The 14,991-nt window shown below is 63.1% G+C and carries 15 protein-coding genes; 13 read left to right on the top strand and 2 right to left on the bottom strand.

Annotated features, from left to right (window positions below; genetic code table 11):
- Positions 1–10: 10 nt before the first annotated feature.
- From ACGYLX_RS12655 to ligD, 9 genes are all read left to right on the top strand, one after another.
- Complete coding sequence (locus tag ACGYLX_RS12655; protein WP_394449893.1) at positions 11–601, top strand: exopolysaccharide biosynthesis protein; 591 nt, start codon at positions 11–13, stop codon at positions 599–601.
- A gap of 83 nt (positions 602–684) precedes the next feature.
- Positions 685–915, top strand: coding sequence for a hypothetical protein (locus ACGYLX_RS12660; protein WP_271691637.1), 231 nt, complete (start codon positions 685–687; stop codon positions 913–915).
- A gap of 95 nt (positions 916–1,010) precedes the next feature.
- Complete coding sequence (locus tag ACGYLX_RS12665) at positions 1,011–1,811, top strand: lytic transglycosylase domain-containing protein (protein ID WP_394449895.1); 801 nt, start codon at positions 1,011–1,013, stop codon at positions 1,809–1,811.
- Positions 1,812–2,096: 285 nt separating this feature from the next.
- Complete coding sequence (locus ACGYLX_RS12670) at positions 2,097–2,714, top strand: hypothetical protein (RefSeq protein WP_322329496.1); 618 nt, start codon at positions 2,097–2,099, stop codon at positions 2,712–2,714.
- The gene (locus tag ACGYLX_RS12675; protein WP_394449897.1) at positions 2,711–3,109 is read left to right on the top strand and encodes a phage holin family protein; all 399 of its coding nucleotides are present in this window, start codon (positions 2,711–2,713) and stop codon (positions 3,107–3,109) included. The genes ACGYLX_RS12670 and ACGYLX_RS12675 overlap by 4 nt, the downstream gene beginning before the upstream one ends.
- Positions 3,099–4,370 (top strand): DUF3618 domain-containing protein, encoded by a 1,272-nt coding sequence (locus tag ACGYLX_RS12680; protein WP_394449899.1) that lies wholly within the window; start codon positions 3,099–3,101, stop codon positions 4,368–4,370. The genes ACGYLX_RS12675 and ACGYLX_RS12680 overlap by 11 nt, the downstream gene beginning before the upstream one ends.
- 74 nt (positions 4,371–4,444) lie before the next feature.
- Complete coding sequence (locus tag ACGYLX_RS12685; RefSeq protein WP_394449901.1) at positions 4,445–5,392, top strand: YihY/virulence factor BrkB family protein; 948 nt, start codon at positions 4,445–4,447, stop codon at positions 5,390–5,392.
- A 10-nt stretch (positions 5,393–5,402) separates the two neighbouring features.
- A complete protein-coding gene (locus ACGYLX_RS12690) occupies positions 5,403–6,242 on the top strand; it encodes a Ku protein (protein ID WP_394449903.1) in 840 nt (279 codons plus the stop codon).
- On the top strand, positions 6,242–8,701 hold the full coding sequence (gene ligD, locus ACGYLX_RS12695) for a DNA ligase D (protein ID WP_394449905.1): 2,460 nt from the start codon (positions 6,242–6,244) through the stop codon (positions 8,699–8,701). Before ACGYLX_RS12690 ends, ligD begins: the two co-directional genes overlap by 1 nt.
- 38 nt (positions 8,702–8,739) lie before the next feature.
- Here ligD and ACGYLX_RS12700 read toward each other — a convergent pair whose 3' ends face one another.
- Positions 8,740–9,894 carry a trans-sulfuration enzyme family protein gene (locus tag ACGYLX_RS12700; RefSeq protein WP_394449907.1) on the bottom strand — a complete coding sequence of 385 codons (1,155 nt, stop codon included), beginning with the start codon at positions 9,892–9,894 and terminating at the stop codon, positions 8,740–8,742.
- Positions 9,895–10,062: 168 nt separating this feature from the next.
- Here ACGYLX_RS12700 and ACGYLX_RS12705 point away from each other — a divergent pair, with 168 nt between their 5' ends.
- From ACGYLX_RS12705 to ACGYLX_RS12720, 4 genes are all read left to right on the top strand, one after another.
- Positions 10,063–11,274, top strand: coding sequence for an alpha/beta fold hydrolase (locus ACGYLX_RS12705; RefSeq protein WP_394449909.1), 1,212 nt, complete (start codon positions 10,063–10,065; stop codon positions 11,272–11,274).
- Between the two features lie 315 nt (positions 11,275–11,589).
- A complete protein-coding gene (purB, locus tag ACGYLX_RS12710; RefSeq protein ID WP_394449911.1) occupies positions 11,590–12,894 on the top strand; it encodes an adenylosuccinate lyase in 1,305 nt (434 codons plus the stop codon).
- 74 nt (positions 12,895–12,968) lie between these two features.
- Positions 12,969–13,127 carry a hypothetical protein gene (locus ACGYLX_RS12715; RefSeq protein ID WP_162931827.1) on the top strand — a complete coding sequence of 53 codons (159 nt, stop codon included), beginning with the start codon at positions 12,969–12,971 and terminating at the stop codon, positions 13,125–13,127.
- A gap of 138 nt (positions 13,128–13,265) precedes the next feature.
- On the top strand, positions 13,266–14,174 hold the full coding sequence (locus ACGYLX_RS12720) for a lysophospholipid acyltransferase family protein (protein WP_394449913.1): 909 nt from the start codon (positions 13,266–13,268) through the stop codon (positions 14,172–14,174).
- 9 nt (positions 14,175–14,183) lie between these two features.
- Here ACGYLX_RS12720 and ACGYLX_RS12725 read toward each other — a convergent pair whose 3' ends face one another.
- On the bottom strand, positions 14,184–14,894 hold the full coding sequence (locus ACGYLX_RS12725) for a DUF1223 domain-containing protein (RefSeq protein WP_394449915.1): 711 nt from the start codon (positions 14,892–14,894) through the stop codon (positions 14,184–14,186).
- Between the last annotated feature and the right edge of the window lie 97 nt (positions 14,895–14,991).

The raw sequence follows: 14,991 nt of genomic DNA on the forward strand, positions 1-14,991 counted from the left end.
GGTGCGCATCATGGCCGAGGATTCAACGGCGCTGACGGATGTTGTCGATGAGTTGAAAGACGCCTCCGAGGGGAAAGAGACCGTTGAAGTTGGCCAGTTGATCGACGCGCTTGACCAGCGCGGCTATGGCCCCGCCCTTGCCGTGCTGCCCCTGATGGAGCTTACCCCCCTCGGCGGCATTCCCGGCTTTCCCACTGCACTGGCCCTTCTGGTGGGGCTGCTCGCCCTGCGGATGCTGCTGGGGTATGAGCATTTCTGGGCCCCGAACTGGCTGCGCAAGCGCACATTGGATACCGACAAGGTGCTGAAATCCGTTGAATGGCTGCGGCCTGTTTCGAAATGGATTGACGACAAGCTACAGGCCCGGCTGTCGCGCATCGCAGGCGCCACCGGTCAAAAGGTCGCCTGTGTCGTCATCCTTTGCCTGTGCTTTTCCGTCCCCCCGCTTGAGGTTGTGCCCTTCGCCACCTCCGCGCCGATGATCGTGATTTCCATCTTCGGGCTGGCGCTGCTCTATCGCGACGGTCTACTGATGCTGCTCGGCTTTATCGGCGCCGGGATCGCGGCTTTTGCAGGTGCCTCCTATTTTCTGGGCGGCTGACCGCCCCGCGCCCCACCATCGCCATAAAAGGGCCATAGCACCCAAGCAGTCTTAACCAAGACCCTGCAGAGGAACCGGATAAGATGGCGATTTCCACGACGACATTTAATGAACGGCTGCTGCGCATCGAACAGCGCGCCAAACGCGCCGACAACAAACACCGCCGCGCCAAGCGTAGCCGCAAAGGGCTGATGTTTCTGGTCACAGTCGGCCTGCTATTCGGCGGGGCGAGCTTTGCCCAAGACAGCGCGCCGCAGGTCAACGTCTGGGCGGGCACCGCCATGGAATATATCCGCGCCCTTCTGCCACGGTGAAGGCCAAAGATTTCTCTTTCCTTTGCCAACCTAGTTGAACCGTTTTCCATATGGGCTAACCTTTGCACGACACATAGACGCAGAGGGTCAAACTCATGTTCAGAACACTTTTCACCACCACCGCGGCCATCTGCACCTTCATGGCCGCGCCGACATTGGCCGCGCAATGCGGCAATACGGCCAATGGCTTTGAAGCATGGAAAGGCGCTTTCGCCCAAGAGGCCCGCGCCGCAGGCGTCGGCCGGCGCGGCTTGGACGCCTTGGCAAGCGCGCGCTACGCCAATGGCACCATCGCCGCCGACCGGAACCAGAAATCCTTCAAATACTCCCTGTCCAAGTTCATGCAGGTACGCGGCGCCGATACGATCGTGGCGCAAGGCCGCAAACGTAAAGCCCGCAACGCCGCGCTCTATAACGCGCTTGAGCAGCGCTATGGCGTGCCTGCGGGGGTCTTGCTGGCGATCCACGGGATGGAGACGGGCTTTGGCGGTTTCATGGGCAATAGCGCTGTCGTCTCGGCCATCACCACGCTGGCCTATGACTGCCGCCGCTCCGACTTTTTCGTGCCCCATGCCATTGGCGCGCTGAAACTGGTCGACCGCGGGGCCATCACCTCTAACACCCAAGGCGCGAAACATGGTGAATTGGGTCATACGCAATTCCTGCCCGGCAACGCGCTGCGCTATGGCGTTGACGGCAATGGCGACGGTCGGGTCGATTTTTACAATCAGGTCGACGCACTGGCCTCCACCGCCAATTTCCTGCGCCAGAAAGGCTGGCAGCCGGGGGCGGGCTATCAAGAGGGACAGCCGAACTTCCGGGTGATCCAAGCGTGGAACGCGGCAGGGGTCTATCAAAAGGCTATCGCCATCATGGCCAGCCGCATCGACGGATAATAACCCACTTAAACTATGTTAAACGGCGGCGCGTCCCAATCGGGGCGCGCCGATTGCGTTTGTGGCCTCGGCGGGCTTCTGAGCCCGTTTAATTCCTACAGGCCAAAGGGTTCCCAGCATTCTTTTGCCCCGGCGGGGGAACCGCCCGCGGCGTCAGTCGTTGGACTGTAGATAAGATAATTGCTGCAGACGAATGGAGGGACCCATGCACGGAATTTTCTACCTCATCGGCCTGATCGTGGTCGTTCTCGCGATCCTGAATCTCGTATTTTAAAGGAGGTTACCATGCCCGACAACAACACCACACAGACCCAAAGCGCCGCTGCCAAAGAGCAGGCGACCGCTGCAAAAGACAAAGCTGCCGCCGCCGCGAGCAACGCCGCTGAATCCGCCAAGGCGCAGGCCCGCGACGTGGCCGACACCGTGTCCGCCGAAGCGACCAACTATGCCTACCAAGCGCGCGACACCGCCGCTGACGAGGTCAAAGGCGTGGCCTCTGCCCTCCGCACCGCGGCTGATGAGCTGCGCAGCGGCTCCCCGCAGGAGCGCAGCTTTAGCCAGCTGGCCGATGGTCTCGCCGATGTCTCTGACAGCATGCGCGACAAGGATCTGGGCGAAATGATGGGCGACCTGAACGGTTTCGCCAAGCGTAACCCGTTGGTCTTCCTTGGTGGCGCTGCCCTTCTGGGCTTCGTGGCGACCCGTTTCGCCAAAGCCTCCAGCGATCGGCCTCAGGGCGGCTACGGCGGCACCGGCGTCGAATATGACGACGATGACCGCATCGACCGTCCGATGACCGGCACGCCGCCCACCGGTGCTGCCAGCACCGTGCCCGGCCGCACCGCCGCTCAGCCGACAACTCAGCCTGCCGCGCCCAACGTCGTTACAGGAGATAAAGTATGACCACCGAAAGCAATAAATCCGCCGGGAGCCTGCTGACCGAAGCCCTCTCCCACGTCAGTTCGCTGATGCGCAAAGAGGTCGATCTGGCCCGCGCCGAAGTGAATGAGAACCTGAAACATGCGGGCGTGGCCATCGGCCTGATCGTTGGCGCCGTGGTTGTGGCCCTCACCGCCCTGAACGTGCTGAGCGCCGCCCTCGTGGCTGCCCTGACCGAAGCTGGCATCGCCGCTGGTTGGTCCGCCGTGATCGTGGGCGTTCTTCTGGCCATCGTCGCCTATGTGATGATCCAGAAAGGCACCAATGATCTGAAGCTCAGCAGCCTTGCACCGAGCCGCACCGCCAAAAACGTCAAGCGTGACGCAGCGACCATGAAGGAGGTCTACGATGACAAATGACTCCAGAAACCCCGAAGAAATTGAACGCGAAATCGAGCGGGAGCGTGCCGGTCTGGCCGATACGCTGGACGATCTGCAAGACCGCTTTTCCGTCGAAGGTATCGCGCGTCAGTTTTCTGACCAGTTCCGCGAGCATGGCGGCGACTGGGGTCGCTCCATCTCTGACGCGGCCAAGCGCAACCCGGTCGCATTGGCGCTGACAGGTGCGGGCCTTGCGTGGATGATGTTCGGCAGCGGCAACAACCGTGACCGCCGGGGCTACGAAGGTCTGGACCGCGACCGCGCACATCCCGTGCCGGTGCCCGTGACCAATACCGAAAACCGCCCCGCCGTGCGCGATGCGCGCCGTTCCTCTGCCCCCGCGAGCGCCTATGCCACAAGCTATGGCTCCGAACGCGGCGCTGCCGATGAGGTGCCCGCTTGGGCCCGTGACGTGCATCACGACGACGATGATGGCCGCGGCTTCGGCGATCGTGCCCGCTCTGCCGCAGGCAGCGTGAAAGGGGCCGCAGGCTCCGCCGCGAGCGGTGTATCCGGTGCGGCAGGCTCTGCCGCCGGTAGCGTCAAGGGCGCTGCAAGCTCGGCCGCCGGGCGTGCCCGCTCCGCCGGTTCCTCGGTCGCCAGCGGCGCTCGTTATGCCCGTGACCGCGCCTCCTATGGCACCCGTTCCGCTGTGGACAGCATCCGCAGCACCGCCAGCGGCGCGGCCCACAGCGTACGCGACAGCGCGAATGCCGCCAATGAGCGTGCCCATGCCCTGCGGGACCGTTTGTCGGAAGGCACTGAAAACATGACCGCCGAAGCGCGTGAGCGCATCGTGATGGCCCGTGCCCGCGCCGTGGATGCGTGGAACGCCAGCGGCCGCTATGCCCGTCAGGGCGGTGAGCGTGCCTCGGACATGTTCGAAGAGCATCCGATGGTCGCCGGTGCCTTGGCCCTCGCAGTGGGTGCCGCAATCGGTGCCGCCCTGCCCCGCAGCCGCACCGAAGACGCCTATATGGGCGAGCACAGCGATGCGCTCTTTAACGAAGCCGAGCGTATCTACGCGGAAGAGCGTGACAAGCTGGGCAAGGTCGCCAAGGCCGCGACGGATGAGGCAGGCAAGGTCTTGAAAGAGACCAAAGACAATGCCGATGCCGCCGCCGACGAAGAGACTGCCGCCGATGCCGCCGTGAAAAAGGCAAAGGAAAGCGGTCAGCGCGTCGCGGACGCGGCTAAAAGCGAAGCCGATAAGCAAAAGCTCGGCGACGTGAAGAGCTAAGCCAAGCCACGCCCGCTCCCGGCCTCGGGGGCGGGCATATTTTACGATACGAATTAAACGTCAAAGGACCAGATATGGCGCGCGGACGGAAAGCGGAAACGCCGATGGAGATACCGGCCCCCGGATGGAAAGACATCCTGTTGCGGGTCAAGGATGAGATCGCCGCCGATCATGTGTCGCTTGTCGCCGCTGGTGTCGCCTTTTACGCGCTGCTGGCGATTTTCCCTGCCGTGACCGCTCTGATGGCTCTCGCCGGATTAGTGATGGAGCCCGCGCAGGTCACCGCGAAGCTTGAATCCCTGACCAACCTCATTCCCGAAGAAGCCGCCAATATCATCCTCGGCCAAGCCGTCGCCGTGACCGGGTCGGAAGAGACGGGTCTGGGCTGGGCCTTCTTGATCGGTCTGGCCCTCGCGCTCTACTCCGCGTCCAAGGGCGTGGGCAGTCTGATGGAAGGTCTGAACGTCGCCTATGACGAGGATGAGACCCGCGGTTTCGTCTCCAAACTGATCTGGACGCTTGGCCTCACCCTCATGTTGATCGGCGTGCTGCTTTTGGGCCTTGCAGCCACGCTGGCCGTGCCCGCTGTGGTCGCCTTTCTCGCCCTGCCCGATTGGGTCGAGACGCTGCTCACCTATGGCAGCTGGGTGCTGCTTGCCGCACTTACCGCGCTCGCTCTGGCCGTGCTTTACCGCTACGGCCCTGCCCGCGACGATGCGGAATGGAAATGGCTCACCCCCGGCTCCATCATCGCTTGCATCTTGTGGATCGTCGCCTCCATCGGGTTCTCGATCTACGTCAGCAACTTCGGCAGCTACAACGAAAGCTTCGGCAGCATGGCCGGGGCGATCATACTGCTGATGTGGCTCTGGATCTCGGCCTTCATCGTGCTCTTGGGGGCCGAGTTCAACTCCGAGATGGAGGCCCAGACCCGTAAGGACAGCACCACCGGCCCGGATGAGCCTATGGGCCAACGCGACGCGGTCAAGGCCGATAAGCTGGGCCGGGCGAAGGGCAAATAGGAGAGTTCTCATGGCACCGCGCGCACTTTGGAAAGGTCAACTTCGCCTCTCGCTGGTGTCGATCCCGGTCGAGATATTCTCGGCCACCAAGACCAGTTCCAAAGTCTCTTTTCGGCAAATTCACAAACCCTCGGGCAAGCGGGTCCGCTATGAGAAATCCGTGCCCGGCATCGGCCCGGTCAAGGCCGAGGATATCGTCAAAGGCTATGAGGTCGGCAGCGACGAATATATCCTGCTCGACCCCGATGAGGTGGATGAGATCAAGCTGGAGACGAAAAAGACTTTTGAGTTGGTGCAATTCGTCGATGCCTGCGAAATCTCTCCGCTCTATTTCGACAAACCCTATTACATCACCGCTTCCGACGATCTGGCCCAAGACGCCTACCGCGTGGTGCGCGATGCGCTGCGCCAGTCTGGCAAGGTTGGTTTGGGGCAGGTCACCATGCGCGGCAAGGAATATCTGGCCTGTGTCAAACCCTGCGGCGACGGGCTGTTGATGGAGACGCTGCACTATGCCGATGAGCTGCGCGAGGCGGATCAGATCTTCACCGATATCGAGGACGACAAGACCGACAAGGAGTTGCTCGATGTCGCGACCTCGCTCATCGACAAGAAAACCGCGCCCTTCGACGCCTCCGCCTATACCGACAAATATGCCGAGGCGATGCAAAAGCTGTTGGATGCGAAGGTGAAGAACAAGAAGACCCCGCGCGTGCAGACCGGGGATGACAGCGCCGCCGAAGGCGAGAATGTGATCGACCTCATGAACGCGCTGAAAGAGAGCCTGAAAGAAGCGGGCGGCGGGAAATCCAGCGCCAAGAAAAAGGCGCCGCGTAAGAAGGCCTCGTGATGGCCAAATCCCCCGACAGGCTGGCCAGCTACAACGCCAAACGCGATTTCGAGGCGACAGCGGAACCGCGCGGTCAGATCGGCAGCGGTGCGGGGCAAAGCTTTGTCGTTCAGAAACACGATGCCACCCGCCTGCACTATGATTTTCGCCTTGAATGGGAGGGGGTGCTGCTAAGCTGGGCCGTCACCAAAGGCCCCTCCCCCGACCCGTCGGAAAAACGCCTTGCCGTACGGACCGAGGACCATCCGCTTGACTATGGCGGCTTTGAGGGGACGATCCCCAAGGGGCAATATGGCGGCGGTACGGTCATGCTTTGGGACCGGGGCACATGGATGCCGCAGGGCGATGTGGCCAAGGGGCTGGAAGACGGCAAGCTCAAGTTCACGCTGCAGGGCCAGCACATGCAGGGCGGTTGGACGCTGGTGCGGATGCGTGGCCGGGAAAAGCGAGAGAACTGGCTCCTGATCAAGGAGCGTGACGACTATGCCCGCGACCTGCCCGATGGGCTGACCAAACGCACCGCCCGGTCGATCACCACGGGCCGCACCATGGCCGAGATCGCCAAAGACGCCCCCGCCAAAAAGGTCGCCGACCCACGCCCCAAACGCAAAAACAAGAACCCCGCTTTCGTCAAACCCCAGCTTGCCACCCTTGTCGCCGACGCGCCCGAGGGGGACGGTTGGATGCATGAGACGAAGTTCGACGGCTACCGCTGTCTGGTGTCCCTGGGCAAGAACGGCACGCGGCTTTTCACCCGCTCCGGCAAGGATTGGACCGATAAGTTCGGCGCGCTTGGGGCCGCCTTTGACCCGCTGCCCTGCGACCGGGCGCTCTTGGACGGAGAGGTCATGGCGGCCAAGATCAACGGCTCGGCCTTCTCTTCGCTGCAAAAGGCGCTGAAAGAGGGACATCCGCTGGTCTTTTACGCCTTCGATCTGCTGTCACTCGACGGTGAGGATTTTCGCGACGCGCCGCAGTTGGACCGCCGCGCGCGTCTGGCGCAGTTGCTATCCGGCGTGCCCGCAGGCGGGCCGCTGCGGCTGAGTGAACATATCGTCGGCCATGGCTCCGAAGTCTTCGACCGCGCCTGCAAAGCCGGGGCCGAGGGGATCATCTCCAAACGCATCGACGCGCCCTATTCCGGCAGGCGCAGCAAAAGCTGGCTCAAGGTCAAATGCACCCGGCGGCAGGAATTCATCATCATCGGCTATTCCCCCTCCGACAAAAAGGGCCGGGCCTTTGCCTCGCTCCTGCTGGGCAGCCATGAGGGCGGCGAAATACGCTACAAGGGCCGCGTCGGCACGGGGTTCTCTGAGGAGGGCATGGCCGACCTCGCCCGCGCCATGACCGCCCGCAAGACCCCGCCCGCGAGCGATGTGCCAACGGAGGTGGCGCGCGATGCCAAATGGGTCCGCGCCGATCTGGTGGCCGAGGTCGATTTTGCCGAGTTTACCGCCGATGGCGTGATCCGGCACGGCAGTTTTCTGGGCCTGCGCGAGGATAAGGACGCGGGCAGCGTGACCTTGGAGGAACCGCAAGAGGAGCCTAAAATGGATAGCGACAGCAAGATCGGCGGCGTGCAGATCAGCAACGCCGACCGCAGAGTCTTCCCCGATGCGGGCTGCACCAAAGGTGATGTGGCACGGCATTACGAACGTGTCGGGGCGCGGATGATCGACCTCATGGGCCACCGCCCGCTGTCACTCTTTCGCTGCCCTTCGGGGATTGACGGGCAATGTTTCTTTCAAAAACACGACAGCGGCGGGATGCCCGACGCGCTGTCGCGCGTCTCGATCGAGGAAAGCGATGGCGACGCGGCGGATTACCTCTATGCCACGCGCCCCGAAAGCCTGATCGCGGCAGCGCAGATGGGCAGTTTGGAATATCACATCTGGGGCGCGCGGGTGGATCGGCTGAACCGCCCCGACCGGCTGGTCTTTGACCTCGACCCCGATGAAGGGCTGGACTGGGCCGAAGTCCGCGCAGCAGCGTTTGAGCTGCGCAATGCGCTGGCGGCCCTCGGCCTGCAATCGGGGGCCATCGTCACCGGCGGCAAGGGTGTGCATGTCTGGCTGGCCCTGCGCCGCACGCGCGGTTGGGAGACGGTCAAACTTTTCGCCAAGACCTTTGCCCATGTCATGGCCGCGCAAGACCCCGACCGCTATGTCGCGACCATGTCCAAGGCCAAGCGCAAGGGCCGAATTTTCATCGACTGGCTGCGCAATGAACGCGGTGCTACGGCCATTGCGCCCTACTCCCTCCGCGCGCGTCCCGGTGCGCCGGTTGCCGTGCCGGTGACTTGGGAGGAATTAGAGACGCTCGACAGCGCGAATGGCTTCCACATGGGCGATATGGCCGCGCGGCTGGATCAGCCCTGCCCGGCGCTGACGGTGCAGGAGGATCTGCAATCGCTGACCGATGGGGTGATCGATAAGTTGCAGGAATGGTCTGAAAAGTGAGGCAAGATTGGCCGCGAGGGTGCGCGGCCAATTTCGTTTCACTGCCCGAGCGCTTGGCCCAGATCAGCGCCAAGGTCTTCGACATCCTCAATCCCGACCGACAGGCGCAACAGCCCTTCGGGGATTCCGGTATGGGGCTCGATCGTGTGGCGATGCTCGACAAGGCTTTCCACCCCGCCGAGCGAGGTCGCGCGGTGGAACAGCTGCAACCGCCCCGCCGCTTTCAACGCCGCCTCGGCCCCGCCTTTGACGACAAAGGACAACAGCCCGCCATAACCCCCGCGCATCTGCTGCGCGGCCAGCGCATGGCCGGGGTGGTCCGGCAGGCCGGGGTACATCACCTGTTCCACCTGCGGATGATCCGACAGGAACTCGGCCAAGGCCATGGCATTGCGTGACATTTCGCGCATCCTGAGCGGCAGGGTCCGCATCCCACGCGCCAGCAGCCATGCCTCCATCGGGCCGATCACCGCGCCCGCCTCATTGCGGTCGTCGCGGATCATCTGCCAGCGCGGTGTCTCGGCGTCATTGGTGGCGAGCGATCCGGCCAAAACATCGGAATGGCCGTTGATCCCCTTGGTCGCCGAATGCATCACGATATCCGCGCCATGCTCCAATGGGTGGCTCAGCACCGGCGAGGCTGCGGTGCTGTCGACCACCAGCGTCGCGCCCACCTCATGCGCGGCGGCGGCGGCCCCGGCGATATCGGTGATCCGCAACCATGGGTTCGACGGCGTCTCGATCAGGCAGAGGTCAGGCTTTTCGGCGCGGCACAGGGCGGCAAAGGCATCAAGGTCGCTTGCGTCCACCTCATGCAGCGCGATCTGGCGCCGGGCGCAGAAATCGCGGATCCATTTCGTCGTGCCCCAGTAAATCTGGCTCTGCACCACCACGCTCGCCCCATTGGGCACGGTGCGAAAGACCGCCGCGATGGCCGCCATGCCCGAGGGGAAGATCAGCGTCTCGTCGGCCCCTTCGAGCGCGTTCAGCAGACGCTCTGCCACACGGGTATTTTCGTTATGCGAGCGCAAATAGACGTTGTCGGGATTGACCAGATCGTAATTCTCGTCCCGCAGATAGGTGGTGGCGAATTGCACCGGCGGCACCACACCGCCCGAGGCGGGATCGACGGCGCCCGCGGCTTGGGCCGCGATGGTGGCAGGGTGCAGGTTCGGTTTGGGGGGCTGGGCCAAGATATGTCTCCGACAGGGGTTTTGCACAAGTCGTATACAAAGCAACAACCGGGGGCAAATGCGATCACGCGCAGTGCTTTCGCGTCACGCTTGGGTGAGCGCGCGGCCCCGGCCCTTGATCCGCCCGCTAGAGATGTCACCTTTACCCCAAGCAAATTGGAGAGCCTCATGGCCATCGAACGCATCACCTTTCCCGGCCCGGGCGGCACGGAACTCTCCGCACGGTTGGACATGCCGGAGGGGCCGCATTTAGCGACCGCGCTTTTCGCGCATTGTTTCACCTGCGGCAAAGACATCCCCGCCGCGCGGCGCATCGCGGGCCGTTTGGCGGCGATGGGGATTGCAGTGCTGCGCTTTGACTTCACAGGGCTGGGGCATTCAGAGGGCGATTTCGAAGAGACGTCGTTCTCGTCCAACGCCGATGATCTGCTCGCCGCTTGCCGCTATCTGTCGGGCCGTGACATGGCCCCCGCGCTTTTAATCGGCCATTCACTGGGCGGGGCGGCAGTGCTTAAAGCCGCCGCACAACTGCCCCATGTCAGCGCCGTCGCCACGCTCGGCGCGCCTTTCGATCCGGCCCATGTGACACATAACTTCGCCGAGAGTCTGCCCGAGATTTCGGCAAATGGCAGTGCCGAGGTCAATCTCGGTGGGCGGCCCTTCACCATCAGTCAGGGGTTCATCGACGATCTGCAGGGGGCCACGCTCGCCCCCGATATCGCGGGGCTAAAGGCCGCCCTGCTGGTGATGCACGCGCCGCGCGACGAGATCGTCAGCATCGACAATGCCGGACAGATTTTCATGGCCGCGAAACACCCCAAAAGCTTCGTGACCCTCGACGATGCCGACCACCTGATCACCCGCCCGCGCGACGCGGAATATGCGGCCGAGATCATCGCCACATGGGCGGATCGCTACATGTCGTTGAAATCCCCCGCCCCGCCCCCCGGCGCGCCGGAAGGGATCGTGCGCGTAACCGAAGCGGATGCCGATGGGTTCTTGCAAGACGTGAACGCAGGCCCGCATCACCACGCACTGGCGGATGAGCCTCGGGCCTATGGCGGCACCAACCGCGGCATGTCGCCCTATGGGTTTTTGTCTGCCGGATTGGGGGCTTGCACCTCGATGACCATCCGCATGTATGCGCGGCGCAAGGGCTGGCCGCTCGACGGCGTGAGCGTGGATGTCTGCCACGACAAGGTGCACGCGCAGGACGCATGCACCGGCGCGGCAGAGAAGATCGACACTTGGCGGCGGCGTATCCGGCTGGAGGGGGATTTGACCGAGGAGCAGCGCCAGCGGTTGTTGGAGATCGCGGACAAGTGTCCCGTGCATCGGACATTGGAGCGGAGTTCGACGGTGGTGACCGAACTGCTTTAGCTACAACAGGTTCACCATCCCGGCCCAGAATCAAGCCGCAGGCGCCGGGCCATCGTCTGCCCGCCCGTCACGCCGAAGGCGTGCCGATATACATCGGCGCACCTTTGGTGCGACCGGGTAGGCGATTTGGTGAGGCTGGGCGTAACCTCGCGAGCGCACATCATGGTTAAGCCATCAAGTGGCACCGACTTACGTATGATCGCCGACCCGTGGGCAGGCGATGGCCCTCGTCACCCTCCCCCCTCAGACTTGTCCTTAACCCCAAGTCAGTCTATGCCGCCCTTGACCCATCCCCTGTCCTAAAAAGGTGCGCGCATGATCCCCCGCTACTCCCGTCCCGATATGGTTGCCGTCTGGTCGCCGGAAACGAAATTCCGCATCTGGTTTGAGATCGAGGCCCATGCCTGCGACGCCATGGCCGATCTGGGCACCATCCCGCGCGAAAACGCCGAAGCCGTGTGGAAAGCCAAGGACGTCGAATTCGACGTGGCCCGCATCGACGAGATCGAAGCCGTGACCAAACATGACGTCATCGCCTTCCTCACCCATCTGGCCGAACATGTCGGCAGCGACGAGGCGCGTTTCGTGCATCAGGGGATGACCTCCTCCGACGTGCTCGACACCTGTTTCAACGTGCAACTGACGCGTGCCGCCGACCTGCTGCTCGACGGTATGGACAAGCTGCTCGCCGCGCTGAAGAAACGCGCGCTTGAGCATAAAGACACCGTGCGCGTGGGCCGCAGCCACGGCATCCACGCAGAACCCACCACCATGGGCCTCACCTTTGCCCGTTTCTATGCCGAGATGGACCGCAACCGCGCCCGCCTCGTCGCCGCGCGTGAGGAGATTGCCACCGGTGCAATCTCGGGCGCTGTCGGCACTTTCGCCAATATCGACCCGCGCGTCGAAGAGCATGTCTGTGAGAAACTGGGCCTCAACCCCGAGCCGATCTCGACCCAAGTCATCCCGCGCGACCGTCATGCGATGTTCTTTGCCACGCTCGGCGTCATCGCCAGCAGCATCGAAAATGTGGCGATCGAGATTCGCCACATGCAGCGGACCGAGGTGCTGGAAGGGGCGGAATTCTTCTCCATGGGGCAAAAAGGCTCCTCGGCCATGCCGCATAAGAAGAACCCGGTGCTGACCGAGAACCTGACCGGTCTGGCCCGCCTCGTGCGCATGTCGGTGATCCCGGCGATGGAAAACGTGGCGCTTTGGCACGAGCGCGACATCTCGCATTCCTCTGTCGAGCGCGGCATTGGCCCCGATGCCACCGTCACGCTGGACTTCGCCCTGCACCGTCTGGCGGGCGTCGTCGACAAAATGCTGATCTTCCCCGACAACATGCTGGAGAACATGAACAAATTCCCCGGCCTTGTGATGAGCCAGCGGGTGCTTCTGGCCCTGACCCAAGCGGGCGTGAGCCGTGAGGATGCCTATTCAATGGTGCAGCGCAACGCGCTGAAGGTCTGGGAAGAACGGCTCGATTTCCGCGAATTGCTGCTGGCCGATGAAGAGGTCGTCGCGGCCTTGGGCGAAGACGGCATCAATGAGAAATTCGACATGGGCTACCACACCAAACATGTCGACACGATCTTTAAGCGCGTCTTCGGCGCGTAAGGCGTTCCTCCTATTGCTTTGAGATTGGCGCGGGTGGGTGTACCCTATCCGCGCCTGTCAAAGGAGCAAACGACATGAAACTCGCACTGACACTCGGCGCCCTCATGGCGCTCACGGCCCCCTCCCTCGCCCTCGCCTCGGGCTGCGTCCATGACAAACAGGTCATGACCTGCGCGGAGGGTATGAAACTCGACATCAGCAGCGGCACCTGCGTGCCGGACGCCACCGCCTGAGCTTTCCACCGGCGGCAAAGTACAATGCCCCCTGCCCGGGCCTCTGACGGCTGACCCCGGCCTATGCCGCCCGGCATGGCTTGTTGCGCGCGTCGGCGCAGGCTATGTCAGGAAAAGTTTAACAGCCTGTCAGAGCCCATGTCGGACCCAGCCACCAAAGCCAAAAAGCCCTATCCCTTCGGTCGCCGGGCCCGGCATTACCTAAGCAACCTGCTGATCGTCGGCATCATCCGCACGGCTTTGGCCCTGCCTTATAAGACGCGGGTCGGCTTTGTCGGCGGATTGGTGCAGCATATTCTGGCCCCGCTCGCGGGCTACCGCCGCCGTGCGCTGGACAATCTTGAGCATGTCTGGCCCGAGATGCCGCTTGCCCGGCGTGAGGAAATCGCGACCCGCTGTCTCAACAATCTCGGCCGGTCTTTTATCGAGAATTACTCTGCCGAGGATTTTCCCAAACGCATGGCCGAGATCGCCCCACAGGGGCCGGGCATGGCGGCGCTGGAAGAGGCCAACCGCACGGGCCAGCCGGTGATCCTCGTCACCGGGCATTACGGCAATTACGAAGCGGCGCGGGCCTCCCTCGTGGCGCGGGGCTATGACATCGGCGGGCTCTACCGCGAGATGAAAAACCCCTATTTCAACGCACATTACGTCAAAACACTCGAAGCCTTCGGTGGGCCGGTGTTTCCGCAAGGGCGGCGCGGCACGGCGGGGTTCGTGCGGCATCTGAAACAGGGCGGTCGGCTGGTGCTGCTGTTCGACCAGCATGTCATCCGCGCGCCGATCCTCGATTTCATCGGCAAGCCTGCCCGCACCGCCATCTCGGCGGCGGAACTGGCGCTGCGCTATGATGCGCTGCTGATCCCCTTTTACGGCATTCGACAGGACGATGGCGTCAGCTTTGACGTGGTGCTCGAAGCGCCGGTGCCGCATAGCGATCCGATGACCATGACGCAGGCGCTCAACGACAGTCTGACCGCGCAGGTCACCAAGACGCCGGAGCAGTGGTTCTGGGTGCACCGCCGCTGGCGGCCCTACGAAACCTAACGGCGCGCCTTACTTGGCTCGCGCGGCGGCAAGGATCGCCCCTGGGCCGCCCTGCTCTTTGCGCTGAACGATGACCACGACGGGCAGATCGCCCTCAGCATCGGCACGCAGTGACAGCGGCGCGGCCCCGTCCCACTCCGTCAAGACCTGCCAGCCCTGCACCACATTGCTGTGCTCCATGACATGGCCCGCGTTTTCACCCCGGGTGACCTTGGTCCGCTCCATCGGGGAGTAGCGCAGGATGTGGACCTGCATCGGCCCCACGCCTTTGGCCAAAGGATCTGCCGTGATCTCAACCGCTGCACCTGACCGCGCGACCGTCAGCGCCACTTGCGGCGCGGCCTCTGCGTGACGTTCGACCGCGTCCATCAGTTTCATCGGTTTCGCGCCGACGATATCGGTCTGCCCCTGCACGATCAGCTCAGGCGTATAGACGCTGCGCCGCCCGCCGACAGCGGCGTAGCCGCGCTGACGCTCGGCATGGGCCGGATCGCCAAAGGGATCCTCCCAGCCGATGTAATCCCAGTAATCCACATGCAGCGCGAGCGCGATGATATCCTCCCGCTCGGCCAATTCGGCGAGCATCGCATCAGCATCGGGGCAAGAGGAACAGCCCTGAGAGGTAAAGAGTTCGACCACCACAGGCTGCTCCTGCTGAGCCTGCAAGGGCTCGGCCAGCAGCGAAAATGCGGCAAGGACGGGAAAAATCAGGGGCTTCATAAAATTCCAGACGGATCAATATCGCGGTGATGGGTTTGGTCTAACGGCTGGGAGGGTAAAATACCAATCAACCTTTGTTGAAACGGCCGTTAGCGCC

The organism is Sulfitobacter sp. 1A13496 (assembly GCF_043557225.1).
GTDB lineage: Bacteria > Pseudomonadota > Alphaproteobacteria > Rhodobacterales > Rhodobacteraceae > Sulfitobacter > Sulfitobacter faviae.

What these genes read in the sequence shown, in the direction of transcription:
- ACGYLX_RS12655 (WP_394449893.1), top strand. Translation starts at nt 11, where the DNA reads ATGGCCGAGGATTCAACGGCGCTGACGGATGTTGTCGATGAGTTGAAA.
- ACGYLX_RS12660 (WP_271691637.1), top strand. Translation starts at nt 685, where the DNA reads ATGGCGATTTCCACGACGACATTTAATGAACGGCTGCTGCGCATCGAA.
- ACGYLX_RS12665 (WP_394449895.1), top strand. Translation starts at nt 1,011, where the DNA reads ATGTTCAGAACACTTTTCACCACCACCGCGGCCATCTGCACCTTCATG.
- ACGYLX_RS12670 (WP_322329496.1), top strand. Translation starts at nt 2,097, where the DNA reads ATGCCCGACAACAACACCACACAGACCCAAAGCGCCGCTGCCAAAGAG.
- ACGYLX_RS12675 (WP_394449897.1), top strand. Translation starts at nt 2,711, where the DNA reads ATGACCACCGAAAGCAATAAATCCGCCGGGAGCCTGCTGACCGAAGCC.
- ACGYLX_RS12680 (WP_394449899.1), top strand. Translation starts at nt 3,099, where the DNA reads ATGACAAATGACTCCAGAAACCCCGAAGAAATTGAACGCGAAATCGAG.
- ACGYLX_RS12685 (WP_394449901.1), top strand. Translation starts at nt 4,445, where the DNA reads ATGGCGCGCGGACGGAAAGCGGAAACGCCGATGGAGATACCGGCCCCC.
- ACGYLX_RS12690 (WP_394449903.1), top strand. Translation starts at nt 5,403, where the DNA reads ATGGCACCGCGCGCACTTTGGAAAGGTCAACTTCGCCTCTCGCTGGTG.
- ligD (WP_394449905.1), top strand. Translation starts at nt 6,242, where the DNA reads ATGGCCAAATCCCCCGACAGGCTGGCCAGCTACAACGCCAAACGCGAT.
- ACGYLX_RS12705 (WP_394449909.1), top strand. Translation starts at nt 10,063, where the DNA reads ATGGCCATCGAACGCATCACCTTTCCCGGCCCGGGCGGCACGGAACTC.
- purB (WP_394449911.1), top strand. Translation starts at nt 11,590, where the DNA reads ATGATCCCCCGCTACTCCCGTCCCGATATGGTTGCCGTCTGGTCGCCG.
- ACGYLX_RS12715 (WP_162931827.1), top strand. Translation starts at nt 12,969, where the DNA reads ATGAAACTCGCACTGACACTCGGCGCCCTCATGGCGCTCACGGCCCCC.
- ACGYLX_RS12720 (WP_394449913.1), top strand. Translation starts at nt 13,266, where the DNA reads ATGTCGGACCCAGCCACCAAAGCCAAAAAGCCCTATCCCTTCGGTCGC.
- ACGYLX_RS12725 (WP_394449915.1), bottom strand. Translation starts at nt 14,894, where the DNA reads ATGAAGCCCCTGATTTTTCCCGTCCTTGCCGCATTTTCGCTGCTGGCC.